Genomic DNA, 21,803 nt, shown 5'->3' on the forward strand with positions numbered 1-21,803 from the left:
CTATTAGTATTATAAATTTAGTTAAAATTAAAAGTTAAAGCAGATTAAAATAAGCCAAAAAGAAAGAGAATTAATAGGTGTAAATTTCTTTTTTTTAATAAATGTAATGCATAAAAAGCGTTAAATGAGTATTATATAATTTAAAATAACTAAATATTTTTTCGCTTAAAAAGGCATATTTATTTGTGTATTAAGCTTAAACGCTAACTTGAAAATATACAGATATAATCTATAGTATTTTATAGACTTAATTTCATGATCTTGTTTTTTTTTCACAAATTTGATGATGAGATTAATTTTAGTCTAAAATGATAGTAAATATTTAAAAATGGATAAGAAGCTTAAAGAAGTAGCATTAGTATTTTTTAAATTAGGATGTTTTGCTTTAGGAGGGCCAGCAGCTCATATAGCGATGATGGAAAATGAAGTTGTAGTAAAACGTAAATGGATGACTAGAGATTACTTTTTAGACTTAATAGGGACTACCAATTTAATTCCAGGACCTAACTCTACAGAAATGACGATGCATTGTGGACATGAACGTGCAGGAAAAGTTGGGCTATTTGTAGCAGGAATAGCATTTATTTTTCCAGCAGTTATTATTACTGGTATATTAGCATACTTATATGTAGAATATGGCCAGTTACCAGAAGTTACTCCTTTTGTTTTAGGTATAAAACCTGCTGTACTAGCTATTATTGCTTCTGCAGTAATTAAGCTTGGTAAAAAGGCTATTAAAACTAAAGAACTAATGGTTATAGGAGTATTAGTATTAATAGCTAGTTTATTAGGTGTTAACGAAGTGGTCGCACTATTATCTGCAGGAGTTTTAGGAACATTGTATTTTTACATTAAAGATAGAGCAACAGCTAAACTAAATACTGTTTCTCCTTTATTTCTGTCCTTAGGGTTAGGAAGCTCATTAGCTAAAATTTCTGCTCTTAATGTATTTTTGGTATTCTTAAAAGTGGGTGCTATTTTATACGGTAGTGGTTATGTGCTTTTTGCATATTTAGATGCAGAACTAGTAACAAAAGGATGGTTAACAAGGGTTGAATTAATAGATGCTATTGCTGTAGGTCAATTTACACCAGGTCCAGTACTATCAACATCTACGTTTATTGGTTATCAATTGTCAGGAATATGGGGAGCAATAGCAGCTACAACAGGTGTTTTTTTGCCTTCATTTTTATTTGTATTACTACTTAACCCTTTTATACCTAAAATGAGGAAATCTAAAATATTACGTTACTTTTTAGATGCAGTAAATGTTGCAGCTGTAGCCGTTATGCTAGCTGTACTTATAATAATGACTAAAGAAACTTTAATAAGCTGGGAAACTATAGTCATTGCTTTAAGTGCTTCTTACCTATTTTTTGGAACTAAAATAGGCCCTATTTGGACTATTGTTATTGGGGCAGTACTAGGTTACCTTTTTAGTTTCTTTTAACTAGACTTGTTTTAATTGTAGATACATCCTATTTTCTTTTTAAAAGGATTTAAATATAATATGTTTGGTTACAGTTACTATGGCTGTAGCTTATATTATTTAAACAGCGGGATGTATAATCCTCTAAACTTCCTTCTTATATTATAAGTGTAAGTAATGTAATTTTCTTCAAGTTAAAAATAGCAATACAAAGTAGATAAAGGCTATTTTCTCTACGTGTAATAGTTTTTTAAGTGGATTAGCCTATTTTGATAAAGTATATTAATAAGAAAAGAAGAAGCCTCATAATTTGTATTATGAGGCTTCATTGTATTTAAAATAGAATATAATCCCTATTCTTCTTCCTTTACTGTAGCAGGAGTAACATCGCTATCGTGAGCATTATGGTATTCCTCTAGTAAATTCATGGTTGCATTTAATAAATCTTTAGTTTCTAATAACAACCCAAAGTAAAGTGTTGTATTCTTTGGGCTAGATTCTTCTGTTCTAGTACGCGCAACTTGTTTTACAATTTTTGATGTTACTAAATCTAATACTTCTTTTTTACGAAATAAAATAGCTCCAATTTCTTCAAAAGAGCGAGAATCGAAAGCTTCTTTTATATCATTAAATAAGGCTTCTAACATATCATCAACTTCTTTTAACTCTTTAACTTGGCTAAACTTAAGTTTTTTATGGTTATTGTTAATATGTTTATGACTTGCTTTAGAAATGTATTCTAAAGATTGTGTCATGTCTTGTAAATACCCTAATATATTAATATAAAAATTACTAGCACCAACACTTGATTCATCTAAATTTTTAATGAAATAGAAAATGTTATCACGTAAATTATCTACCTCTTCAGAGAGTTTAATAACTTGCTTTTTATTCTTTTTAAGAGATGATAAATCTTGTTTGGCTAAACCAGTAATTGCGTTAGTATAAATTCTGTTTCCTCGTTTTACAACACTTGCTATGTTTTTAGCACTTTCATGAATAACACCTTGTACAGAACTACTCTCTTCAGATGTTGTTAAGCTATCCTCGTCAATTGCTTTATTAGAACTATTTTTATGAGATAAGTAGTTTCTAACTAATAATATTACTGTTAATAATAATAATATAGGTGTCATTACTTTAGGATTAGCTTGTACTAGAAACACTACAAAACCAGCAGCTACAAAAGCGCCTATAGCAGTACCAAACCATCCACCAATTACATTTAAAACGCCTGCAACTCTATATACAGCACTTTCTCTACCCCATGCGCGATCTGCAAATGAAGTACCCATGGCTACCATAAACGTTACATAAGTAGTAGATAAAGGTAATTTTAATGAAGTGGCAATAGCAATTAAGACACCAGCAACCATTAAGTTAACAGAAGCTCTAATCATATCAAAAGCTGGAGCGTCTATACTTTGATCTTTTGTTAATACTACATCGGGTTTTTCAAAACTTTTTCCTATACTTTCTTGTGTAGATTTAGGTATAATAGTACTAAGTACATCAGACAACCATGATGTACCTTTAACAACACCTCTAGATAACATATTTGGCTCAAACTTTTCATGTGTATCCCCTTGGCGAGACAAACTTAATTCTGTCTCTGCAACAGTTTTTGCCTTTTTAGAGAACCATAATGTTAATACCATGATAGCTCCTGCAATAAATAGTAATAAAGGTTCTGCAGGTACTTTTTTATCTAAAACTGCCATGGAAAAATCTGCAGGTAAAGTCCCAGAAGTTAAAAAAGCATCTTGCATTGCTTCGTATGAGTGATAAGCTGCCATTGGTACACCAATAAAGTTTACTAAATCATTTCCTGAAAACGCTAAAGCTAAACCAAAAGTACCAACTGCTATAACAACTAATAGTATTGTTTTTTTTGTAATAGCTTGAAAAGCATAAGAAACACCTAACCATAAAAGAAAACTTCCAAGAATAATGAAGATTTCATTACCTTCAACAAGGCCTTTTAAATCTTTATAATAAGGGGTCCCTTTTAATCCTTTTAAGAATATAAAGTAAGTTATGGAAGTTAAGCATACTGCTCCAAATAAAACACCAAAATTCTTAATTTTATTTTCATATTGGAATGTAAATATTAATCGTGAAAGCCATTGTACTATTGCACCAACCGTAAAGGCTATAAATACAGACATGACGATACCGCTAATAATTTTGATCGCTTTTTCTGTATTAATATAACTACCTAAGTCGGATAATGTTTGAGTATCTGATGATGTAATTTTTATTAATGACATCACAACTGCAGCCCCTAATAAGTTAAATACAATAGAAACTGTTGTAGAAGTTGGTAGGCCAATAGTATTAAAGAAATCTAATAATAATATGTCTGTAATCATTACAGCCATAAAAATGTACATAATCTCTTCAAAATTGAACATGGCAGGCACAAAAATACCTTTACGAGCCACTTCCATCATACCGCTAGAAAAAACGGCTCCAATAAAAATACCTAAACTAGCTACAATCATAATAGTTCGCATAGAAAGTGCTTTAGAGCCAATAGCCGAGTTTAAGAAATTAATGGCATCATTACTAACGCCAACCACAATATCAGCAATGGCTAAGATTGTAATGGCAATTAACATAAATAAATAAATACTATCCATAATTTTTAATTAAAATAAGTTTGCAAATATCTGTAGTGTTATTGAGTGTAATGTTATCTCAATGTTATGTTTTAGCTAACTTGTTTAGAAGTGGATATCGAATCCTAATCTAAAAGTAATATTGTCTTCGTTTCCATCTACAGTAGTGTAACTTAGATCACTCTGTACTTTTAATTTATGGCCAACTATAAACTTGTTTACGCCTAAAGTGTATTGATCTGTTGGTAACTGTCCTGTAACTATTTCATAATCTACAGTTGTATAACGTGCCGCTATTTCGTAGTTGTTTTTAAATAAATACCCAGCTTGTAGATTTAAAGCATTTCCAGTTAATACAATATCTCCTGTAGGAGTAATACCATCTATTTCTGTTGCAATCTCATCATCCGCGGTACGTTTAGCATATTCCCCCATAAAAGAAAAACCTTTGTATTTAAACATAGCATCCGCAAAAATAGTGGTTTGATCTGTTTCATAAATAGAACCATCAGCTCTTATCATATAATCTCCTGCAAAACCACGTTCTCTTACAGCATCTTGATTATAATTATATGTAAAACCTACCATTAATTTAGGTGTTTCTTCTTTTTTAATTGCAGATTGTACATAATCTCCTTTAGATTTAAATTTTCCGAAAGGTAAAAATTCTAAACGGGCTGTATATTGTAAACCACCCTCATTTCCTTCAGTTACATTTCGACCTTCTCCTTGAGAAATGGCTAGTTTTTCACGCATTAAGAAGTTTCCTCCTAAATTAGATTTGTGACGTAACTGAATGCCTAAATCTCGGTCTATATTAAAACGACTGTTTAGTAAAGAACGATCAATTAATTGTAGGTTTGCTGAAGACACTACACGTTCTACGTTTCCTGGTAATTTTGTCTGTCCAGCCCAAAGCTCCCAATTTTTTGCAAAGTTCCACATTAGTACTGCATCTAGAATGTAACGAGGCGTATTTCTGTTAAATTGATTAGCTCCAGAAATATCTCTGTTAGATAATCCTAACTCTATTTTATATTTTAATTTTGGGCTGTAAGCAAAACCATCAAATTTTAAACGTGCTCTACGTACAATAAAATTATGATCGGGGCTACCATATTGGTTTCCGTCATGATCCCATGAAGACATAGAACGCACCTGAAAACGTGGCGCAAATTTTACACTAAAAGAACTATCTTTAGCTGTAAAGTTAATTAGCCCTTTTCCAAAAGAAGTATCACTAATTTCTTGTGCACCTATAGATAAAAATGCACACAATAAAAATGCTGTAAGCGTAATTTTAAGTTTCATTATAAATATTAGTTTTTGTCGCTGCAAATAACTAACTCTAATGTTAACTTAATGTTTCCAAATGATTAATTTTGAGTAGTGTTTAAGAACAAATAAAGACTGCCTTGGCCTTAGGCAGTCTCATTAGAAATCATAATAATGTAGTCGACAAAAACTAATAGATTATATGAAATACTAATTGTTTTGTCTTAAGACATTGCAAAGATGATTAATGTAATTAAACTTAATGTAATGCTAATATTAAGTAATTATTAAGGCTTTTTTAATAATTAAATAATAGTATTTAACTAGAAATCAGTTTTTTACAACCCCTATGTTAAATTAATGTTACGTAATAGTTGTTTAAATGTTATCTAATATGTATATTTGAAGTATAATGTTAAAACCCATAATTATGAAGAAAACAATTTTATTTTCAATTGCCTTTTTAATTGCTGTGGTATCTTATGCTCAAGACAAGCGAGATTTAAAACTTAACAAAGACACAAATTTAATTGAAGTTGTTTATTATCATGACAATGGAGTTGTAAGTCAAACAGGTACTTATACTTTAGATGGTAAATTACAAGGAGAGTGGCTTAGTTATAACACAGAAGGCAAGAAACAAGTTTCTGCAAATTATGATAATGGTAAAAAAGTCGGCAAGTGGTTTTTCTGGAAAGATACCACTCTTAAAGAAGTAGATTATGATAATAATGCGATAGCTAGTGTTAGCGAATGGGAGGTTAAAACCCCTGTCGCCGATAATAATTAGAGTATTACATTAAAATTAAAAACATAAAAAAGCTTTCTTAAATTTAAGAAAGCTTTTTTATGTTTTTAGTGTATTGTTTTATTGAGCAGTCCATCCAGAACCCCATGTAGCATAATCAGTTGCAGTACCGTTTCCGTCTCCAGAGATAAAATCATCTATAGTGAAAGTACTACCAGTATCGTTTTTCATTTTTAGAGTAACATCTGTAAATAAAACATCGGTTACTTGTAAATCGTCACTTATAACACCAGCACCAGTTGGAGAATCACCTTGGTCTCCATCTAAGTCAAAACCTTCAGCAAAACCTTGAATAGATACATTATTGAAAATACCTTGAGTTCCAGCTCTTAAACGAATGGCCTCATTACCTGTTGTAGAACCATTACCAATAATAGTTAAGTTGTTTACAGTAGGCTTAGACCAAAAAATAGGGCTAGAATTGTTACCTATATCTGTGTTGTATCCATCAGCTTCAACACCTTTATCGTGGTCAGCTCCATGCTTTACATAAGCATTTGTAATTGTTCCTGTGTAACCTTCTGTCCAGTCTATAGAATCATCTTGTGCGTTTACAACAGATACATAATTTACATTTACTGTTCCTCCAAAAAACTCGATACCGTCATCTTTACCCTCAAAAGCTTGTATGTACTCTACTAAAGTACCATTGCCAACACCGTAGAAAGAGAAACCATTGTTTTCAGATTGTCCATCTGCCGATCCTCCAGAGTATTCAATTCTCATGTAGCGAATGCTTCCAGAATCGTCACCAGCTTCTGTTCCTCCGTATGGTAAACTTGCAATTTCTGACGTAGAAGTAGAACTACCAGAAACAGAATTAATAGGTGCTTTACCTAATACAATTAAACCACCCCAATCTCCTGCTTGAGGATTTGAAGCATTAGACGTTAATACAATAGGGTTAGAAGCTGTACCCATTGCGTTAATAGTTGCGCCTTGAGAAATTGCAATATATACATCAGATCCTTGTGCTAGAGCTTTAATAGTTGTACCAGCAGGAATTGTTAATGTTGTTCCAGTGGCCATAATTAAAGAACCGTTTAAAGTGTACTCAGTTCCAGCTTCTAGTGTTAAATCGCTAGTGTATGTTCCAGAAATTGTGTTTCCAGTAGCTCCACCGCCATTACCACCGCCATTGTTTACGTTTAATACAACGTCTGATGTGTCATCTGTAGAACATCCTGTAAAAAGCATTGCTGCTGCAGCTAAGCTTAATAATAAATTACGTTTCATAGTTTTTAATTTTTAGTTTAATGTTGTTGTTTAGAATTTATATTTTAATTGTAGTCCTAAGTCAATCCCCCTCTTGTATTCAGAAAGTGTAACATCTCCAAAAGATGTGTTTTCTCTAACACGCTCTATACTTGGGTCTAATAAGTTTTTAGCACTAAAATTAAGTTCGATTTTTTCATTGATTTTATTTTTCCAAACAAAATCTATTGTAGGTATCCCTTTTTCAATAATATTTCCTAGTTGACCAGAACCTAAAGCGGCAATTCTGTCTGAGAAATATGAGAATACTAAGTTTGCTGTTGGTTTAAAGTTTTTACCAAATGTTGGGGTGTAACTTAAATCTGCATTAATAATTAAAGGAGAGGCTCCTTGTAATTTATCGGTTCTATCTAAAGTAGATGAATATAAGCCTGTTGAGCTTCTTAAATCTTGTTTTGTATGCATGTATGTCGCATTAAATCCTGCAGATAGTGTAGCATCTTCATCTTCGTTTTTAATTAAGGCTTTTCTTAATTCAACTTCAAAACCTAGTATGGTTGCTTTGTCTCCAGTTCTAAAATAACGTTGAGTTCCAGTTGCATCATTTGCAATAACTAGGTTTATTGGGTCGTTAATTTGTTTTCCAAATGCTGCAACAGAGACTATTTCTGAGCGGCTTACAAACCATTCGTATTTAAAATCTACATTGTATACACTAGAAAAGGATGGATCGTTTAATAAATCTGGGTTACCACCAATACGTTGTGTTACACCTTCGTAAACAAAAGGAGCCATTTCTTTAAACTCTGGGTTAGAAACTGTTTTACTTGCAGAAAAACGTAAGTTTTGATCTTCGTTTAAAGCATATTTAATACTTAAACTTGGTAGAAAGAATACATTGCTTGTTTCTCTATAACCAGGTTCGTTTGCAGGTAAGTTTATAACATCGTATGTAATACTTTGCTTAAAAGATTCTACTCTTGCTCCAGGAACAATTAACCATTTATCTCCAAATTTTAATTCTGCATTGGCATAGCCAGAGTAGACTTCTAATTTACCGCTGTATGTATTTTCTGGTTTTCCGGGTGCATTTGTGTTACCGTATTCGCTAACAGCTGCATTAATTACTTTAATGTCGTAAAGACCACTACCATCCAGAGGTACTCCGTTTAAGTTAATATTATCAACATTAAAATAACTGTTTAGGTTGGCTACATTTGGAATAGTATAGTCGTCATCTACATCAAACCCATAACGGATATTTTCAAAATCACGTGTTTTTGAACGACCATTAACCCCAAAATTTAATTTAGTATCTTCAGATATAGTGTAAGCTAGATTTATACGACTGTTAATTTCTTCATCTTCAATATCTTGAAAATAACGTTGGTTATCGAAGTTTACATTATTAAAGAAACTTGGGTTAGTGTTGGGGTCATTATCTAAAGCTAACTGGTAGTTTTCTACACTAAAACGCTTTCTGTCTGGTTCGTGAGCATTAACTCTGTTATAACCAATCCCCCAATCTAATTCATACTTATCTCCAAACTTATGATTACCTAATATTTGATTTACATAAATTAAATCTTGATTAAACTGAACATTTTGTTGGTAGAATCCTATTTGGTCATCTATTAGCGATTGCGAGTCTCTGTTAAAACCGTTTCCTCCAGTTCCATAATATCCAACTTGATCAGAAGAGCTGTTTATAAATAAAGAACTAAATTTTAATTTATTGTTGTCATCTATTCTATAGTTAACGTTTAACATTGCTGTAGTAGTAGTAGAATATTCAAACTCTTCAGTTTCTGGAAATATCTTTTTAAATATAGAAGTGAAATCTGTCTGTCTTCCTGCTCTATATTCGTAATCATTTTCAAACGAAGCAGTAGCAAATAAGCTTAAACGGGAACCGTTTTCAAATTCAAAAGATTTTCCTGCAGAAGCACCATACCCAACATTAATAGGCGAGTTAACAGCAACTGGATCTACACCATGAGAAACAATTACAGCAAAAGGATTGTGTGCATACCTACCGTAGTACCCAAAATAACCTGTGCCTTCACTTCTTACAAAGTTTTGCCCAACAGCTCTAGAGTTAATACCAGTGCTTGTAGAAAAGTCGAAAAACCCATTTCCTTTATAGTTTTTAGAAGTAATATCTACATTTCCTGCTGCAAAATCACCATAAAATTTAGAAGAATAAGCTTTACTTATTGAAACATTTTCAATAACGTCGGAGCTAAAAAGGTTTAAATCTATATTTTTCTTGTTAACATCGTTAGAAGGTAATGCTAAACCATTCATTGTAGTATTTAAATAGCGATCTCCCAAACCACGAACATAAACATTGCTAGAACCTTCTTGTTTAGATACACCAGAGATTTTAGCAACCGCACCAGCAGCATCACTAACGCCTTTTCTAGATAATTCATCTGCTCCAATACTTTGCTTAATTTCTACAGCTTTTTTCTGTTCCATTAGTAAAGCAGTTTCACTTTCTCGTTTTGTAGTACCTTGTAAAACAACTTCATCTAAAGCAGCAGCACTAGCTTCCATTGTAATGTTAAGTTCTTTATTTTCCCCAGCTAAAATGGTTACAGGAATTTCTTGAGTTTTGTAACCAACAAACGTGAATTGAACAACATAATCCCCAGCTTCTAAGTTGCTTATTGTATATAAACCATCAAAGTCTGAGGTAGATCCTTTAGTAGTTCCTTTAATTGTAATATTACACTCTATTAAAGGCTCGTTGTCATACTCTTTATCTAGTATTTTACCAAAAACACTTCCTGTGTCTTGACCAAAGGAAAATAATGATATTAATAGAGCAGTAGTTAATAAAAGTTGTTTCATTTTTTTCGTTAAATTTTCTCGATGCAAAGAAACTGTTGTTGTGTAAAGACTAGGTTAATTAGAGGTTAAAAAAGAGTGACTAAAATGTTAGATTAAGGTTATTAAAAAAACACTTTTTTAGAGATTTGTAAACCTTATCTTAACATTGAGTTGTTCATGTGTTTTTGAAATTTTTTAACACTTTGGTGCTTGTTAAATGTTATATTTGTAGTAGAACCCAATAATAGAAATGATTAAAAAACCAGTTTCAACTTTTTTTACAATATTGTTTATGGTTATTATAACTGTACCATCAATTATATCTGTTATTGATGACTCTATAGACGTTTCTGTTTTTTACGATTTATCGGAAGAAGAGGACGAAATAGAAAGCGAACATGTTAAAACATTGGAGCTTTTTTCTGAAGTAAAAAACGAACCTATTTGTTTTTTAGAAACTACCGAAATAGAATACTTAGGTTTGGATTTTAGAAATTACCTGAAACCTTACCTTAATTTAATATCTCCTCCTCCAGAACTATAATTTACTTTTAGCATTTTATCTATAATTAGCTTAAAATATAGAAAGGTAATTATAGATAAAGTCATACAAGATATTTTTTAATTACAAATGTAACCCTATAATCAGTTAATAGATTTAGTTGAAAAAACGATAATAAAAAAGATGAAAGCACATACAAAGGAGTCGCAAGCGATAATGACACCAGAAAAATCATTACAAGTTTTAAAAGAAGGCAATAAAAGATTTCAAGAGAACTTAAAAACTAGTAGAAATCTATTAGAACAAGTTGAAGATACTAGTAAAGGACAATATCCATTTGCTACTATTTTAAGTTGTATAGATTCTAGAGTGTCTTCTGAGCTGATTTTCGACCAAGGCTTTGGAGATATCTTTAGTGTAAGAATAGCTGGAAATTTTGTCAATGAAGATATTTTAGGAAGCATGGAATTTGCTTGTAAATTAGCAGGAACTAAACTAATTGTTGTTTTAGGGCATACAAGTTGTGGAGCTGTAAAAGGAGCATGCGATAATGCTAAACTAGGAAATTTAACAGGAATGTTAGACAAAATAAAACCAGCAGTTAATGCTGTAAGCTTACCCGAAGAGAGTAACCTTAGAAACTCAAAAAATATAGAGTTCGTAAATGATGTTGCTAAGAAAAATGTAGAGCTAACAATAGATAGAATTTTAAAGGAGAGCGATGTTTTAGCGCAAATGAAAAAAGAAAAAGATATCGATATTGTAGGCGGAATGTACGATATTAAAACAGGCGCAGTTTCATTTTATAATTAAGAATAAAAATATTAAATTAAAATGAGAAAAGTATTTGGTGTTATAGCATTATCAATAGTATTTATGTTACCAAAATTAGCAAACGCTCAAGAGAGTGATTTTGGTAATTGGCTTATTTATATAGGAGGTAAAAAATTAAACTCTAAATGGAATATACATAATGAAGTACAGTACCGAAATTATGATGCCATAGGAGATTTAGAACAATTACTTTTAAGAACAGGAGTAGGTTATAATTTATCTGAAAATAATAACAATGTTCTACTTGGGTATGGATACATATTATCTGAAAACTACATTGGAGATACGGATGATAAAGTTTCTGTAAACGAGCATAGAATTTTTCAACAATTTACGACTAAGCAGTCTGTAGGACGATTAAAGTTAGGACACCGTTATCGATTTGAACAAAGGTTTGTTGAGTCTGAATTTAAAATGAGGTTCCGTTATTTTTTATCTCTAAAATATCCTTTAGGTTTAAATGAAGAGCAAGACTATAAAGTATACCTTTCAGCTTACAACGAAATCTTTTTAAATACAAAATCTTCGGTTTTTGATAGAAATAGACTATACGGAGGCGTAGGGTATAAGTTAAATAAAAGCCTTAGGTTCGAGTTGGGGTACATGAATCAATTTTTTGAAAACTCTGGAAGAGATCAACTAAATATAATTACATTTTTTACTTTTTAAAGCAAACTGTAAGGGGATTAATCAATATAATATTACACATGAAAAAATTATTTTCAAACATTAAAGGAGACGCTTTTGGTGGTATCACTGCTGGAATAGTAGCCTTACCACTAGCTTTAGCATTTGGAGTGTCCTCTGGTTTAGGGCCTGAAGCAGGATTATATGGAGCTATTTTTATTAGCTTTTTTGCTGCGCTATTTGGTGGTACAGATACACAAATTTCTGGTCCAACAGCTCCAATGACTGCCGTTAGTATGGTTGTTATTGCAGGAATTATAGCAGCTAACGATGGAGATGTAAATAAAGCGCTACCAGCTATATTATTAGTTTTTTTATTGGCAGGATTAATGCAAATAGGATTAGGGCTCATAGGGCTAGGAAAATATATTAGATACATCCCATATCCAGTTGTGTCTGGGTTTATGACAGCAATTGGGGTTATTATATTACTTACACAAATCTTACCATCCATTGGGTATTATCCTAAAGAAGATATAGAATTTGTTTCTAAATTTAAACCACAAGCAGAAGAGGTAATACTAGAAAATATTTTAAAAGAAGAAGCAGGAGAAGGTATATTAGTACTAGAAAATTTTAAAGAGACTATTTCTAGGGCGGAAGAGATAACGCAAGAAGGTATTTATAAAGAATCTCAGACTCTAGCAGCGAAAGAAGCTTCAGGAGCATTAGGAGCCTTAAAAATATTACCAAGAGCTTTACAGCATATTAATTGGTTAGAATTACTATTAGCATTAGGAACCATAATAATTATATATGGGTTTAAGCGTATTACAAAAGCAATACCCAGTACTCTAGTTGCTTTAGTTGTTATGTCTGGAATAGCAGTAGGGTTTGAACTAAATTACAGGCCAATTCAAGAAATCCCTGGAGGCATCCCAATTCCAAAATTAGAAATGTTTACAAGCTTTAAATTAGATGACATTACGCCATATATTTTTACAGCCTTAACATTAGCATTATTAGGAGCCATAGATTCCTTATTAACCAGTGTTGTTGCAGATAACATGACTAAAACTAAACATAAGCCAAATAAAGAATTAGTAGGGCAAGGAATAGGGAATTCTATCGCTGCAATATTTGGAGGTATTCCTGGTGCTGGAGCAACTATTAGAACGGTAGTTAATATAAATTCTGGAGGAAAAACAAAGCTTTCTGGTATGATTGCTGGAGTTATGTTGTTAGTTATTTTATTAGCCTTAGGACCAGTAGCTTCAAAAATTCCAGCTGCGGTTTTAGCAGGTATTTTAATAACAGTGGGTATTGGTGTAATGGATTATAAAGGATTAAAAGCAATCCCAAGTTTACCAAAAGATATAAGTTTTGGGCCTATTAAATTAAGTTCAGAAGTATTAATTATGTTACTAGTGTTAGTATTATCAACATTCTGGAACCTAGTTTATGCCGTAGGAATTGGTTTGGTAATAGCTTCGCTGATGTTTATGAAGAAAATTGGAGATATTTCTGCAGAGCGCTCTGATGTTAAACCACTAAAAGAAGAAGCGTGGCCAGATGAAATTGGTTTTCCTGAACAATTAAAAGAAGAAGTTTTTATAAAACATATAAAAGGGCCATTGTTTTTTGGTTCAACTAGCGATTTCCAACAACTCGCGGCACAAATACCAGATACAGCTAAAATGGTAATTATGCGTTTAGGACGTATGCAATATATGGATCAATCTGGGTTGTATGCTATGGAAGATATGCTGCAAGACCTAAAAAAGAAAAATGTTCAAGTTGTTTTTGTAAACTTATTAAAACAACCACGTTACATGATGGAGCGTATTGATATTATACCAGATTTTATTTCAGAAGAACACATCTTTAAAAATTTTAATTCATGTATGGCTTGGTTCAAAGAAAATAAGGAAACTATAGATTCTAATTGAAATACTTTATAAAATAAGTATCTTGCGCATGTAAAATTATATCTATGAATTGGGAACAATTACTCTCATTAAAGCGTTTTGGAGATACTAACAAAAGATTAAGAAAAGAACAAGATGAAACACGATTAGGTTTTGAGGTCGATTACGACCGTGTTATTTTTTCTTCAGAATTTAGAAGCTTACAAGATAAAACACAAGTCATTCCATTGTCGCAAACAGATTTTGTGCATACACGTTTAACACACAGTTTAGAAGTTAGTGTTGTTGGGCGTTCTTTAGGTAGACGCGTAGGGAAAAGAATATTAGAAAAGTATCCACAATTACAAACTGTGCATGGTTATCAAGCTAATGACTTTGGAGCTATTGTAGCGGCTGCGGCATTGGCTCACGATATAGGAAACCCGCCTTTTGGTCATTCTGGAGAGAAAGCAATTGGCGAGTTTTTTATTTCTGGAAAAGGTAAAAACTACAAAACCGAATTAAAACCAAAAGAATATCAAGATTTATGCGATTTTGAAGGAAATGCGAATGGTTTTAAAATTGTAACACAAAGTAGAGAAGGGCGAGAAGGAGGCATCCGTTTAAGCTATGCAACATTAGGAGCTTTTACTAAATATCCTAAAGAATCATTACCTAAAAAGCCAACCACGCACATAGCAGATAAAAAGTATGGTTTTTTTCAGAGCGATAAAGAGGCTTTTATTGCAGTTGCCGAAGAGTTAGGAATGCTTAAACGTAGTAAAGAACATTTAAGTTTTTCGCGCCACCCACTGGCATTTTTAGTAGAAGCAGCAGACGATATTTGTTATACTATTATAGATTTTGAAGATGGTATAAATCTAGGTTTAATACCAGAAGAGTTTGCTTTAGAGTATTTAATTAATTTAGTTAGAGACTCTATTAACACTAAAAAATATGGACTGCTAACCAATACGCAAGACCGAGTAAGTTACTTAAGAGCATTAGCAATTAATACACTTATTAATGAAGTTGTGGATATTTTTATGGCTAACGAAGATGTTATTTTAAATGGAACGTTTGATACAGCTCTGTTGGATAAAAGTAAGTACGAAGCGCAAATTAATGATATTATAAAGCTAAGTATAGATAAAATATACCAATCTATAGAAGTTGTAGATAAAGAAATAGCTGGATATGGTGTTATAAATACGTTGTTAGAAGTATATACAAAGGCAGTAAATAACTGTTATGAAGGCACAGCCTCAAATTACGATAAATTAATTTTAAAAGGCTTGCCAAAAACATTAGAAATTCAACAAGAACATTTGTACGAACGCTTATTAAATGTATGTCATTACGTATCCTTATTGTCAGACAGTCAAGCTATTTTAAATTATAAGAAAATTAAGGGATTTAGTATATAAAATATGTTAAGGCATCAGTTCAGAAATGAACTGTGCTAAGCTTTTAGGATCTAAACCAACAAACTGTTGTAATTCGTTTATAGTACCATGTTCTATAAAAGTGTCAGGAATACCTTTTAAATAAATGGCATTTTTATAATTATGTTTTGCAGAAAATTCTAAAATACAACTTCCAAATCCGCCAGCAATAGATCCGTCTTCAATAGTAATAATTGTATGATAAGATTTAAATATAGAATGTAGTAAAGACTCATCTAAAGGCTTAACAAATCTCATATCGTAATGAGATATAGTATCGTTGTTTTTAATGCTATTAATAGCTTCCGTTATGTTTTTTGAAATAGTTCCAATAGACAAAACAGCTATATTTTTACCTTTTTTAAGCTGTACCCCTTTACCAATTTCAATTTTAGAAAAAGGTTGTTCCCAATTTATGGTTACCCCTTTACCACGAGGATATCGAATAGCAATAGGAAGCTCTAGTCTAAGTTGTGCAGTATACATTATGTTGCGTAATTCTATTTCGTTTCTTGGAGCAAAAATAATAAGGTTAGGTATTAAACGTAAATAACTAATATCGAAAACACCATGATGTGTAGCACCATCTTCACCAACCAATCCAGCACGATCTAAACAAAAAATAACTGGGAGTTTTTGTAGTGCGACATCGTGTATTACTTGGTCGTATGCACGCTGTAAAAAGGTGGAATAGATATTACAAAACGGTATTAATCCTTGTGTAGCCATTCCTGCCGCTAAGGTAACAGCATGCTGTTCTGCTATACCTACATCGAATGCACGATCTGGTATTGTTTCCATCATGTATTTTAAAGAACTACCTGTAGGCATAGCTGGAGTAATACCTACAATATTTTTATTTTGTTTTGCTAAATCAACAATAGTATGTCCAAAAACATCTTGATATTTAGGAGGCGTTATAGTGTCTGGTTTTATGTACAAATCTCCAGTTTTTGCATCAAATTTTCCTGGAGCATGATAAGTAACTTGATTTTCTTCCGCTTGTCGTAAGCCCTTACCTTTGGTAGTAATAATATGTAAAAATTTAGGCCCTTTAATATGCTTTAAACGCTCTAGCTCAGTAATTAGTTGTGGTAAATTATGACCATCAATTGGACCAGAATAATCAAAATTTAACGCTTCGAAAATGTTATCTTGTTTTTGAGTTCCCTTTTTTACATTAGTTAAATATTGTTTTAAAGCTCCCACGCTAGGATCTATACCAATAGCGTTATCATTTAAAATTACTAGTAAGTTACAATTGGTAACACCAGCATGATTTAACCCTTCAAAAGCCATTCCGCTGGCAATAGAAGCATCTCCTATAACTGCAATATGTTGTTTTGTAGCATCTCCCTTTAATTGAGATGCTATAGCCATACCTAATGCTGCCGATATAGATGTAGAAGAATGACCTACACCAAAACTATCAAATTTACTTTCACTACGTTTAGGAAAACCACTTAAGCCATGAAGTTGCCTGTTGGTATCGAAATTGTCTTTTCTTCCTGTTAAAATTTTGTGTCCATAAGCTTGATGTCCAACATCCCATATAAGCTCATCGTACGGTGTGTTAAAAACATAATGTAAAGCAATAGTTAATTCAACCACACCTAAACTAGCCCCTAAATGTCCTGCTTTTGCAGCCACAGCATTAATAATAAATGTACGGAGTTCTTTTGCTAACTCAGGAAGATCATCTTTTGGTATAGTTTTAAGGTATTCAATTGATTCTAAAACGTTTAATATGGATTTTGTCATTAGGTAGCTAAATAGAATACAAAATTATTAAAATCAGAGGTATAATGTTCGTAATTAGACAATAAAGTTAAAGAAAAGCTATAATAATTGTAAGTTGCTTCTTATATTTGAGACCATTACCAAAACCTCACATATAATAGAACCTTTAAAAATGATGAAAAAAAATTACTTATTACCTTTTTTTGCGCTGGTATTGCTATTTGCTACCCAGTCAGGATTAGCACAAGACCGTTTAGTTGATAACGAATTTGGAACTCTTATTCTGAATTGGTTAGATGCTAAAAAAACTGATTATAACTTAACTGCAAATGATATTTCAGATTTACAGGTAAGTGATGCTTATTATTCTAAGAAAAGTAAAATTAACCATGTATACGTTAATCAAGCTTATCAGGGAATAAAAATACATAATGCTATTTCTAGTGTAGCTGTAAAACAAAATTCTGTATTTCATTATGGAAATGCGTTGATTTCAGATATCGCCTCTAAAGTAAATACAACCACAGCCGTTATAACTCCAGAAGGCGCTATTAATAGCGTTGTATCTCAATTTAATTTAGGGAGTACAGCTGGCTTAGAATTGATTAACACAAGTGATAATAATAGATATTTATATACTAGTGGAGGTGTGTCTAAAGTAGAAATTCCTGTACAGTTGGTATATCAGCCAACATTAGATGGGAGTTTAAAATTAGCATGGGATTTAAGTATACATACTAATGATGGTGCTAATTGGCATAGTGTTAGAGTAGATGCACTTACAGGTACTATTTTAGATAAAAACGATTGGATTGTATCTTGTAATTTTGGAGGAGATCATACAAGTCATAATCATGTAAACCACTCAGTAAGACAGCAACAAGATTTTAGTCTATTAAAAACTAACAACTCATTGCTAGTAGATGGGTCTCAATATAATGTGTTTCCAATACCATTAGAAAGCCCTAATCATGGACCAATAGAGTTAATATCTGAGCCAGCTAACGCTACAGCATCTCCACAAGGATGGCATGATACTAACGGAGTTGCTGGAGCAGAATTTACTATTACAAGAGGAAATAATGTTTGGGCACAAGAAGATGCAGATGGTAACGACGGTGTTGGTTATTCTCCAGACGGTGGAGCAACTTTAGAGTTTAACTATCCTTTTGATGATAATCAACCTCCTTTAGGTTACAGAGACGCATCTATTACTAATTTATTCTATATGAATAATATTATGCATGATGTATGGTATCAATATGGTTTTGATGAGGCGAGTGGAAATTTTCAAGAAAACAACTATGGAAATGGAGGTGTAGCTGGAGATTTTGTATTTGCAGATGCGCAAGATGGAAGTGGTATAAATAATGCAACGTTTGGAACACCACCAGATGGAAATAACCCAGGTATGACAATGTTTTTATGGTCAGCTCCAGGAGGTTTAGGTCAGCCATTAACAGTAAACTCAGGAGGTCCTATTGTTGGCCCAATTACTGCGGCAGTCCCAAGTACAGGTAATGGAGCAGATGGGCCAGGGAATATTACAGGGCCGTCTACAACACCAGTAACAGCAGATTTAGTACTTGTAGATGATAGTTCGGCAACACCTACAGAAGGTTGTAATGCGTTAACTAATGGAGCCGATGTAAATGGAAAAATAGCTGTAATAAAAAGAGGGTCTTGTACATTTGTAGAAAAAATTCAAAATGCTCAAAATGCAGGAGCAGTAGGTGTTATAGTTGTAAACCATAATAATCCTACAAATGATCCTAATTATACAGAGTATGTTAATATGTATGGTAATACTAACCCTGTGTTTACTATTCCATCAATTTTTATAAATAATGCTAATGGAGAACAATTAATTACAGCGCTTCAAAATAATGAAACTATTAATGCTACTATTGTGCAAACGGGGCCATATCAAATAGATGGAAGTTTAGATAATGGTATTATCGCACACGAGTATGGTCATGGAATTTCAACAAGATTAGTAGGAGGGCCGAGTACTTCAAATTGTTTAGGAAATGCTGAACAAATGGGAGAAGGATGGTCTGATTGGTTTGGATTAATGGTAACATTAAAAGCTACAGATTTACCAGAAGATATAAGAGGTATAGGAACATTTGCAATAGGGCAACCTACAGATGGAGGAGGAATTCGTCCATTCCCTTACAGTACAGACACAACTATTAACCCAGTAACCTATGGAGATACTAATAATCAAGCAGGTTTTTCTCAACCTCATGGAATAGGATCTATATGGGCAGCTATATTATGGGATTTAACTTGGAAGTATGTTGAGAAATACGGATTCGATGCAGATATTTACAATGGAACTGGTGGAAATAATAAGGTAATGCAATTAGTGTTAGATGGTTTAAAATTACAAGTATGTAACACTGGTTTTGTTGGAGGAAGAGATTCACTATTAGCAGCAGATAATGCATTAACAGGAGGAGAAGATCAATGTTTAATTTGGGATGTGTTTGCAGCAAGAGGAGTAGGTTTAAATGCTTCTGAAGGTACTGCAAATTCAAGAACAGACCAAGTTGAAGATTTTACTACGCCACCAGATACAGATCCTACTTTAGCTAACTGTACATCGTTAAGTGTAGATGAGTTTGCTATAGCTAGTCAGTATTCTGTATTCCCTAATCCAGCAAATAACGTATTGTCTATAAAAGTTAAAAAGAACTTTGGAAAAGTAAACTTAACATTAACAGATGTTAATGGAAGACAAGTAATATCTACAACTGCTAATTTATTAGACCAAGTAGATTTAGACATTTCTGCTTTACAATCTGGATTATATATCTTGAATATTAAAGGAGAAACAATTAATGTTAATAATAAGATTATTAAAAACTAAATAGCGTTTTTATAAATAACTTAAAAGGCAACTAAGATATTAGTTGCCTTTTTTATTAATCGAAATTAACAGTAATAGGTAAATTATAAAGTACAGAAACTACCTTTTGTTTTTTTCTTGCAGGTTTAAAAACAGGAAGTTGTTGTAACACTCTTTTCGTTTCTTTTTCTAAAAGTAGGTGAGGAGCTCTTACCTTTAAAAGGTTTGTTTTGCCATCTTTATCTATTTCAAAACGTACCAATATTTTTTGTTTTCCTTTTAAGCCTAAGTTTGTTGAGGTATTATGATTAAAATTGGTTTTTACAAAATGAACTATCTCATTTTGAAAAAACTTTCTCTTCTCAATTTTATTTAAATTTTTAGGAGTATTTGGGAATTCTGGTAACATATCTACATTATAAAAATTAAAAAGCTCTTTGGGGTTATGGTTTTCTGAATAAGTAATATCACCCACAACCATCAAACCTTCTATAGTTTCATTAGAATTAATAACTTTTTCAAGCTTTGTATTATTGTTATTAATACTACAAGTAGGTTTAGGAGTAGAATCTATAGTTTTAGATGAGGTATCTACAATCTCTACACTGTCAATTTTTTTTATATTTCCATTATCCATGGTACAGCTCAATAATGTAGTTCCCATAGTAATTAATAACGCGTAAAGAAATAACCGGTGAAACTGTATGTCTTTATTAATAGATTGAATAGGGATTTCTAGATTTATTGAATCTAATTGAGATTGCTTAATATGCCCGCAAATAGATTTACCTTTATTTGTGTTAATGAAGTCTTGAATTTCAAATGTATCCATATAAGTAAAATCAATAACGGTTTTTGAACAAGAATTACAAAATCTACCTTTTTCATTTGGTGTCATTCTATTCCAGTTTTCATTACAAGGACTTGGTATTTTAATACTGTAAAATTGCTTCATGATGGTACTTATTTTATAATTAAGCATCAAAGGTCTTGCCATAATATTAATTTGAAATTGTATTTTTACGAGCATGATAAATCCATACGACGATACTTATTTTATGAAAAAAGCACTTCAAGAAGCTGAGGTTGCTTTTGAAAAAGGAGAAATACCTGTTGGAGCAGTAGTAGTTATTGAAGATAAAATAATAGCAAGAGCACATAATTTAACAGAACTATTAAATGATGTTACTGCACATGCAGAAATGCAAGCCATAACTGCCGCTGCAAATTTTTTAGGAGGTAAATATTTAAAAGGTTGTACACTATATGTTACTTTAGAACCTTGCCAAATGTGTGCAGGAGCTTTGTATTGGAGTCAGATTTCTAAAATTGTTTATGGAGCTAGAGATGAAGACCGAGGCTGTATTAATTTAAATACAAAATTGCATCCCAAAACTAAAATAGAAGGCGGTATTTTGGAAGCTGAAGCATCAACGCTACTAAAGCGTTTTTTTATTGAAAAACGAAACCTTAATTAACGACGTTTATCCCCTTCTCGCTCTCGCATTTTATCTAAGTTCTCTTTAGTAAGCATATACTCTTTAGGATCTCTATCTTTCCATCGATAATAAGAGAAAAGAGGAATTACAAGAAAGAAAAGACCAAGAACACCAAAGCCTATGAGTTTTTGTGAATATTCTAAATCCACAAAATAACCAATAATTATACTAACTACAGAGGCTGTAAAAAATAAACCTATAATATATTTCAT

At 32.1% G+C, this 21,803-nt stretch carries 16 protein-coding genes; 9 read left to right on the forward strand and 7 right to left on the reverse strand.

Going from position 1 to position 21,803, the window contains the following annotated elements; genetic code table 11:
* The first annotated feature begins 328 nt into the window (after window positions 1-328).
* Entirely contained in the window at window positions 329-1,450 is a 1,122-nt protein-coding gene (gene chrA, locus ACVC08_RS06915) for a chromate efflux transporter (protein WP_452601501.1), read from the forward strand.
* 332 nt (window positions 1,451-1,782) lie between these two features.
* Here chrA and ACVC08_RS06920 read toward each other — a convergent pair whose 3' ends face one another.
* Together ACVC08_RS06920 and ACVC08_RS06925 are read right to left on the reverse strand one after the other, a co-directional pair.
* Complete coding sequence (locus tag ACVC08_RS06920) at window positions 1,783-4,071, reverse strand: anion permease (RefSeq protein WP_452601502.1); 2,289 nt, start codon at window positions 4,069-4,071, stop codon at window positions 1,783-1,785.
* Window positions 4,072-4,155: 84 nt separating this feature from the next.
* A complete protein-coding gene (locus tag ACVC08_RS06925; RefSeq protein WP_452601503.1) occupies window positions 4,156-5,361 on the reverse strand; it encodes a porin in 1,206 nt (401 codons plus the stop codon).
* A gap of 394 nt (window positions 5,362-5,755) precedes the next feature.
* On the opposite strand from ACVC08_RS06925, the gene ACVC08_RS06930 reads away from it, so the two are divergent.
* Window positions 5,756-6,115: a toxin-antitoxin system YwqK family antitoxin gene (locus tag ACVC08_RS06930; RefSeq protein WP_452601504.1), complete on the forward strand. Its 360-nt coding sequence runs from the start codon at window positions 5,756-5,758 to the stop codon at window positions 6,113-6,115.
* Between the two features lie 78 nt (window positions 6,116-6,193).
* Here ACVC08_RS06930 and ACVC08_RS06935 read toward each other — a convergent pair whose 3' ends face one another.
* The gene (locus tag ACVC08_RS06935; protein WP_452601505.1) at window positions 6,194-7,369 is read right to left on the reverse strand and encodes a multidrug transporter; all 1,176 of its coding nucleotides are present in this window, start codon (window positions 7,367-7,369) and stop codon (window positions 6,194-6,196) included.
* Window positions 7,370-7,399: 30 nt separating this feature from the next.
* Window positions 7,400-10,204, reverse strand: coding sequence for a TonB-dependent receptor domain-containing protein (locus ACVC08_RS06940; protein WP_452601506.1), 2,805 nt, complete (start codon window positions 10,202-10,204; stop codon window positions 7,400-7,402).
* Window positions 10,205-10,475: 271 nt separating this feature from the next.
* Between ACVC08_RS06940 and ACVC08_RS06945 the strand changes: the two genes are divergently transcribed.
* From ACVC08_RS06945 to dgt, 5 genes are all read left to right on the forward strand, one after another.
* Window positions 10,476-10,727 (forward strand): hypothetical protein, encoded by a 252-nt coding sequence (locus tag ACVC08_RS06945; protein WP_452601507.1) that lies wholly within the window; start codon window positions 10,476-10,478, stop codon window positions 10,725-10,727.
* Between the two features lie 141 nt (window positions 10,728-10,868).
* Window positions 10,869-11,498, forward strand: coding sequence for a carbonic anhydrase family protein (locus ACVC08_RS06950; RefSeq protein ID WP_452601508.1), 630 nt, complete (start codon window positions 10,869-10,871; stop codon window positions 11,496-11,498).
* 21 nt (window positions 11,499-11,519) lie between these two features.
* Window positions 11,520-12,188: a DUF2490 domain-containing protein gene (locus tag ACVC08_RS06955; protein WP_452601509.1), complete on the forward strand. Its 669-nt coding sequence runs from the start codon at window positions 11,520-11,522 to the stop codon at window positions 12,186-12,188.
* A gap of 38 nt (window positions 12,189-12,226) precedes the next feature.
* Window positions 12,227-14,095 (forward strand): SulP family inorganic anion transporter, encoded by a 1,869-nt coding sequence (locus tag ACVC08_RS06960; RefSeq protein WP_452601510.1) that lies wholly within the window; start codon window positions 12,227-12,229, stop codon window positions 14,093-14,095.
* 44 nt (window positions 14,096-14,139) lie between these two features.
* Window positions 14,140-15,480, forward strand: a complete 1,341-nt coding sequence (gene dgt, locus ACVC08_RS06965; protein ID WP_452601511.1) for a dGTP triphosphohydrolase — start codon at window positions 14,140-14,142, stop codon at window positions 15,478-15,480.
* A gap of 6 nt (window positions 15,481-15,486) precedes the next feature.
* Here the strand turns inward: dgt and dxs are convergent, their stop codons facing one another.
* Window positions 15,487-17,259: a 1-deoxy-D-xylulose-5-phosphate synthase gene (dxs, locus tag ACVC08_RS06970; protein ID WP_452601512.1), complete on the reverse strand. Its 1,773-nt coding sequence runs from the start codon at window positions 17,257-17,259 to the stop codon at window positions 15,487-15,489.
* Window positions 17,260-17,410: 151 nt separating this feature from the next.
* Here dxs and ACVC08_RS06975 point away from each other — a divergent pair, with 151 nt between their 5' ends.
* Complete coding sequence (locus ACVC08_RS06975; RefSeq protein WP_452601513.1) at window positions 17,411-20,113, forward strand: T9SS-dependent M36 family metallopeptidase; 2,703 nt, start codon at window positions 17,411-17,413, stop codon at window positions 20,111-20,113.
* Window positions 20,114-20,168: 55 nt separating this feature from the next.
* Here ACVC08_RS06975 and ACVC08_RS06980 read toward each other — a convergent pair whose 3' ends face one another.
* Window positions 20,169-21,047: a hypothetical protein gene (locus ACVC08_RS06980; RefSeq protein ID WP_452601514.1), complete on the reverse strand. Its 879-nt coding sequence runs from the start codon at window positions 21,045-21,047 to the stop codon at window positions 20,169-20,171.
* Between the two features lie 73 nt (window positions 21,048-21,120).
* Here ACVC08_RS06980 and ACVC08_RS06985 point away from each other — a divergent pair, with 73 nt between their 5' ends.
* The gene (locus tag ACVC08_RS06985; protein WP_452601515.1) at window positions 21,121-21,570 is read left to right on the forward strand and encodes a nucleoside deaminase; all 450 of its coding nucleotides are present in this window, start codon (window positions 21,121-21,123) and stop codon (window positions 21,568-21,570) included.
* On the opposite strand, the gene ACVC08_RS06990 is transcribed toward ACVC08_RS06985, so the two are convergent.
* A complete protein-coding gene (locus tag ACVC08_RS06990) occupies window positions 21,567-21,803 on the reverse strand; it encodes a hypothetical protein (RefSeq protein ID WP_452596815.1) in 237 nt (78 codons plus the stop codon). The two genes, ACVC08_RS06985 and ACVC08_RS06990, sit on opposite strands and share 4 nt — an antisense overlap.

The sequence above is a fragment of the Pontimicrobium sp. MEBiC06410 genome (assembly GCF_053601615.1).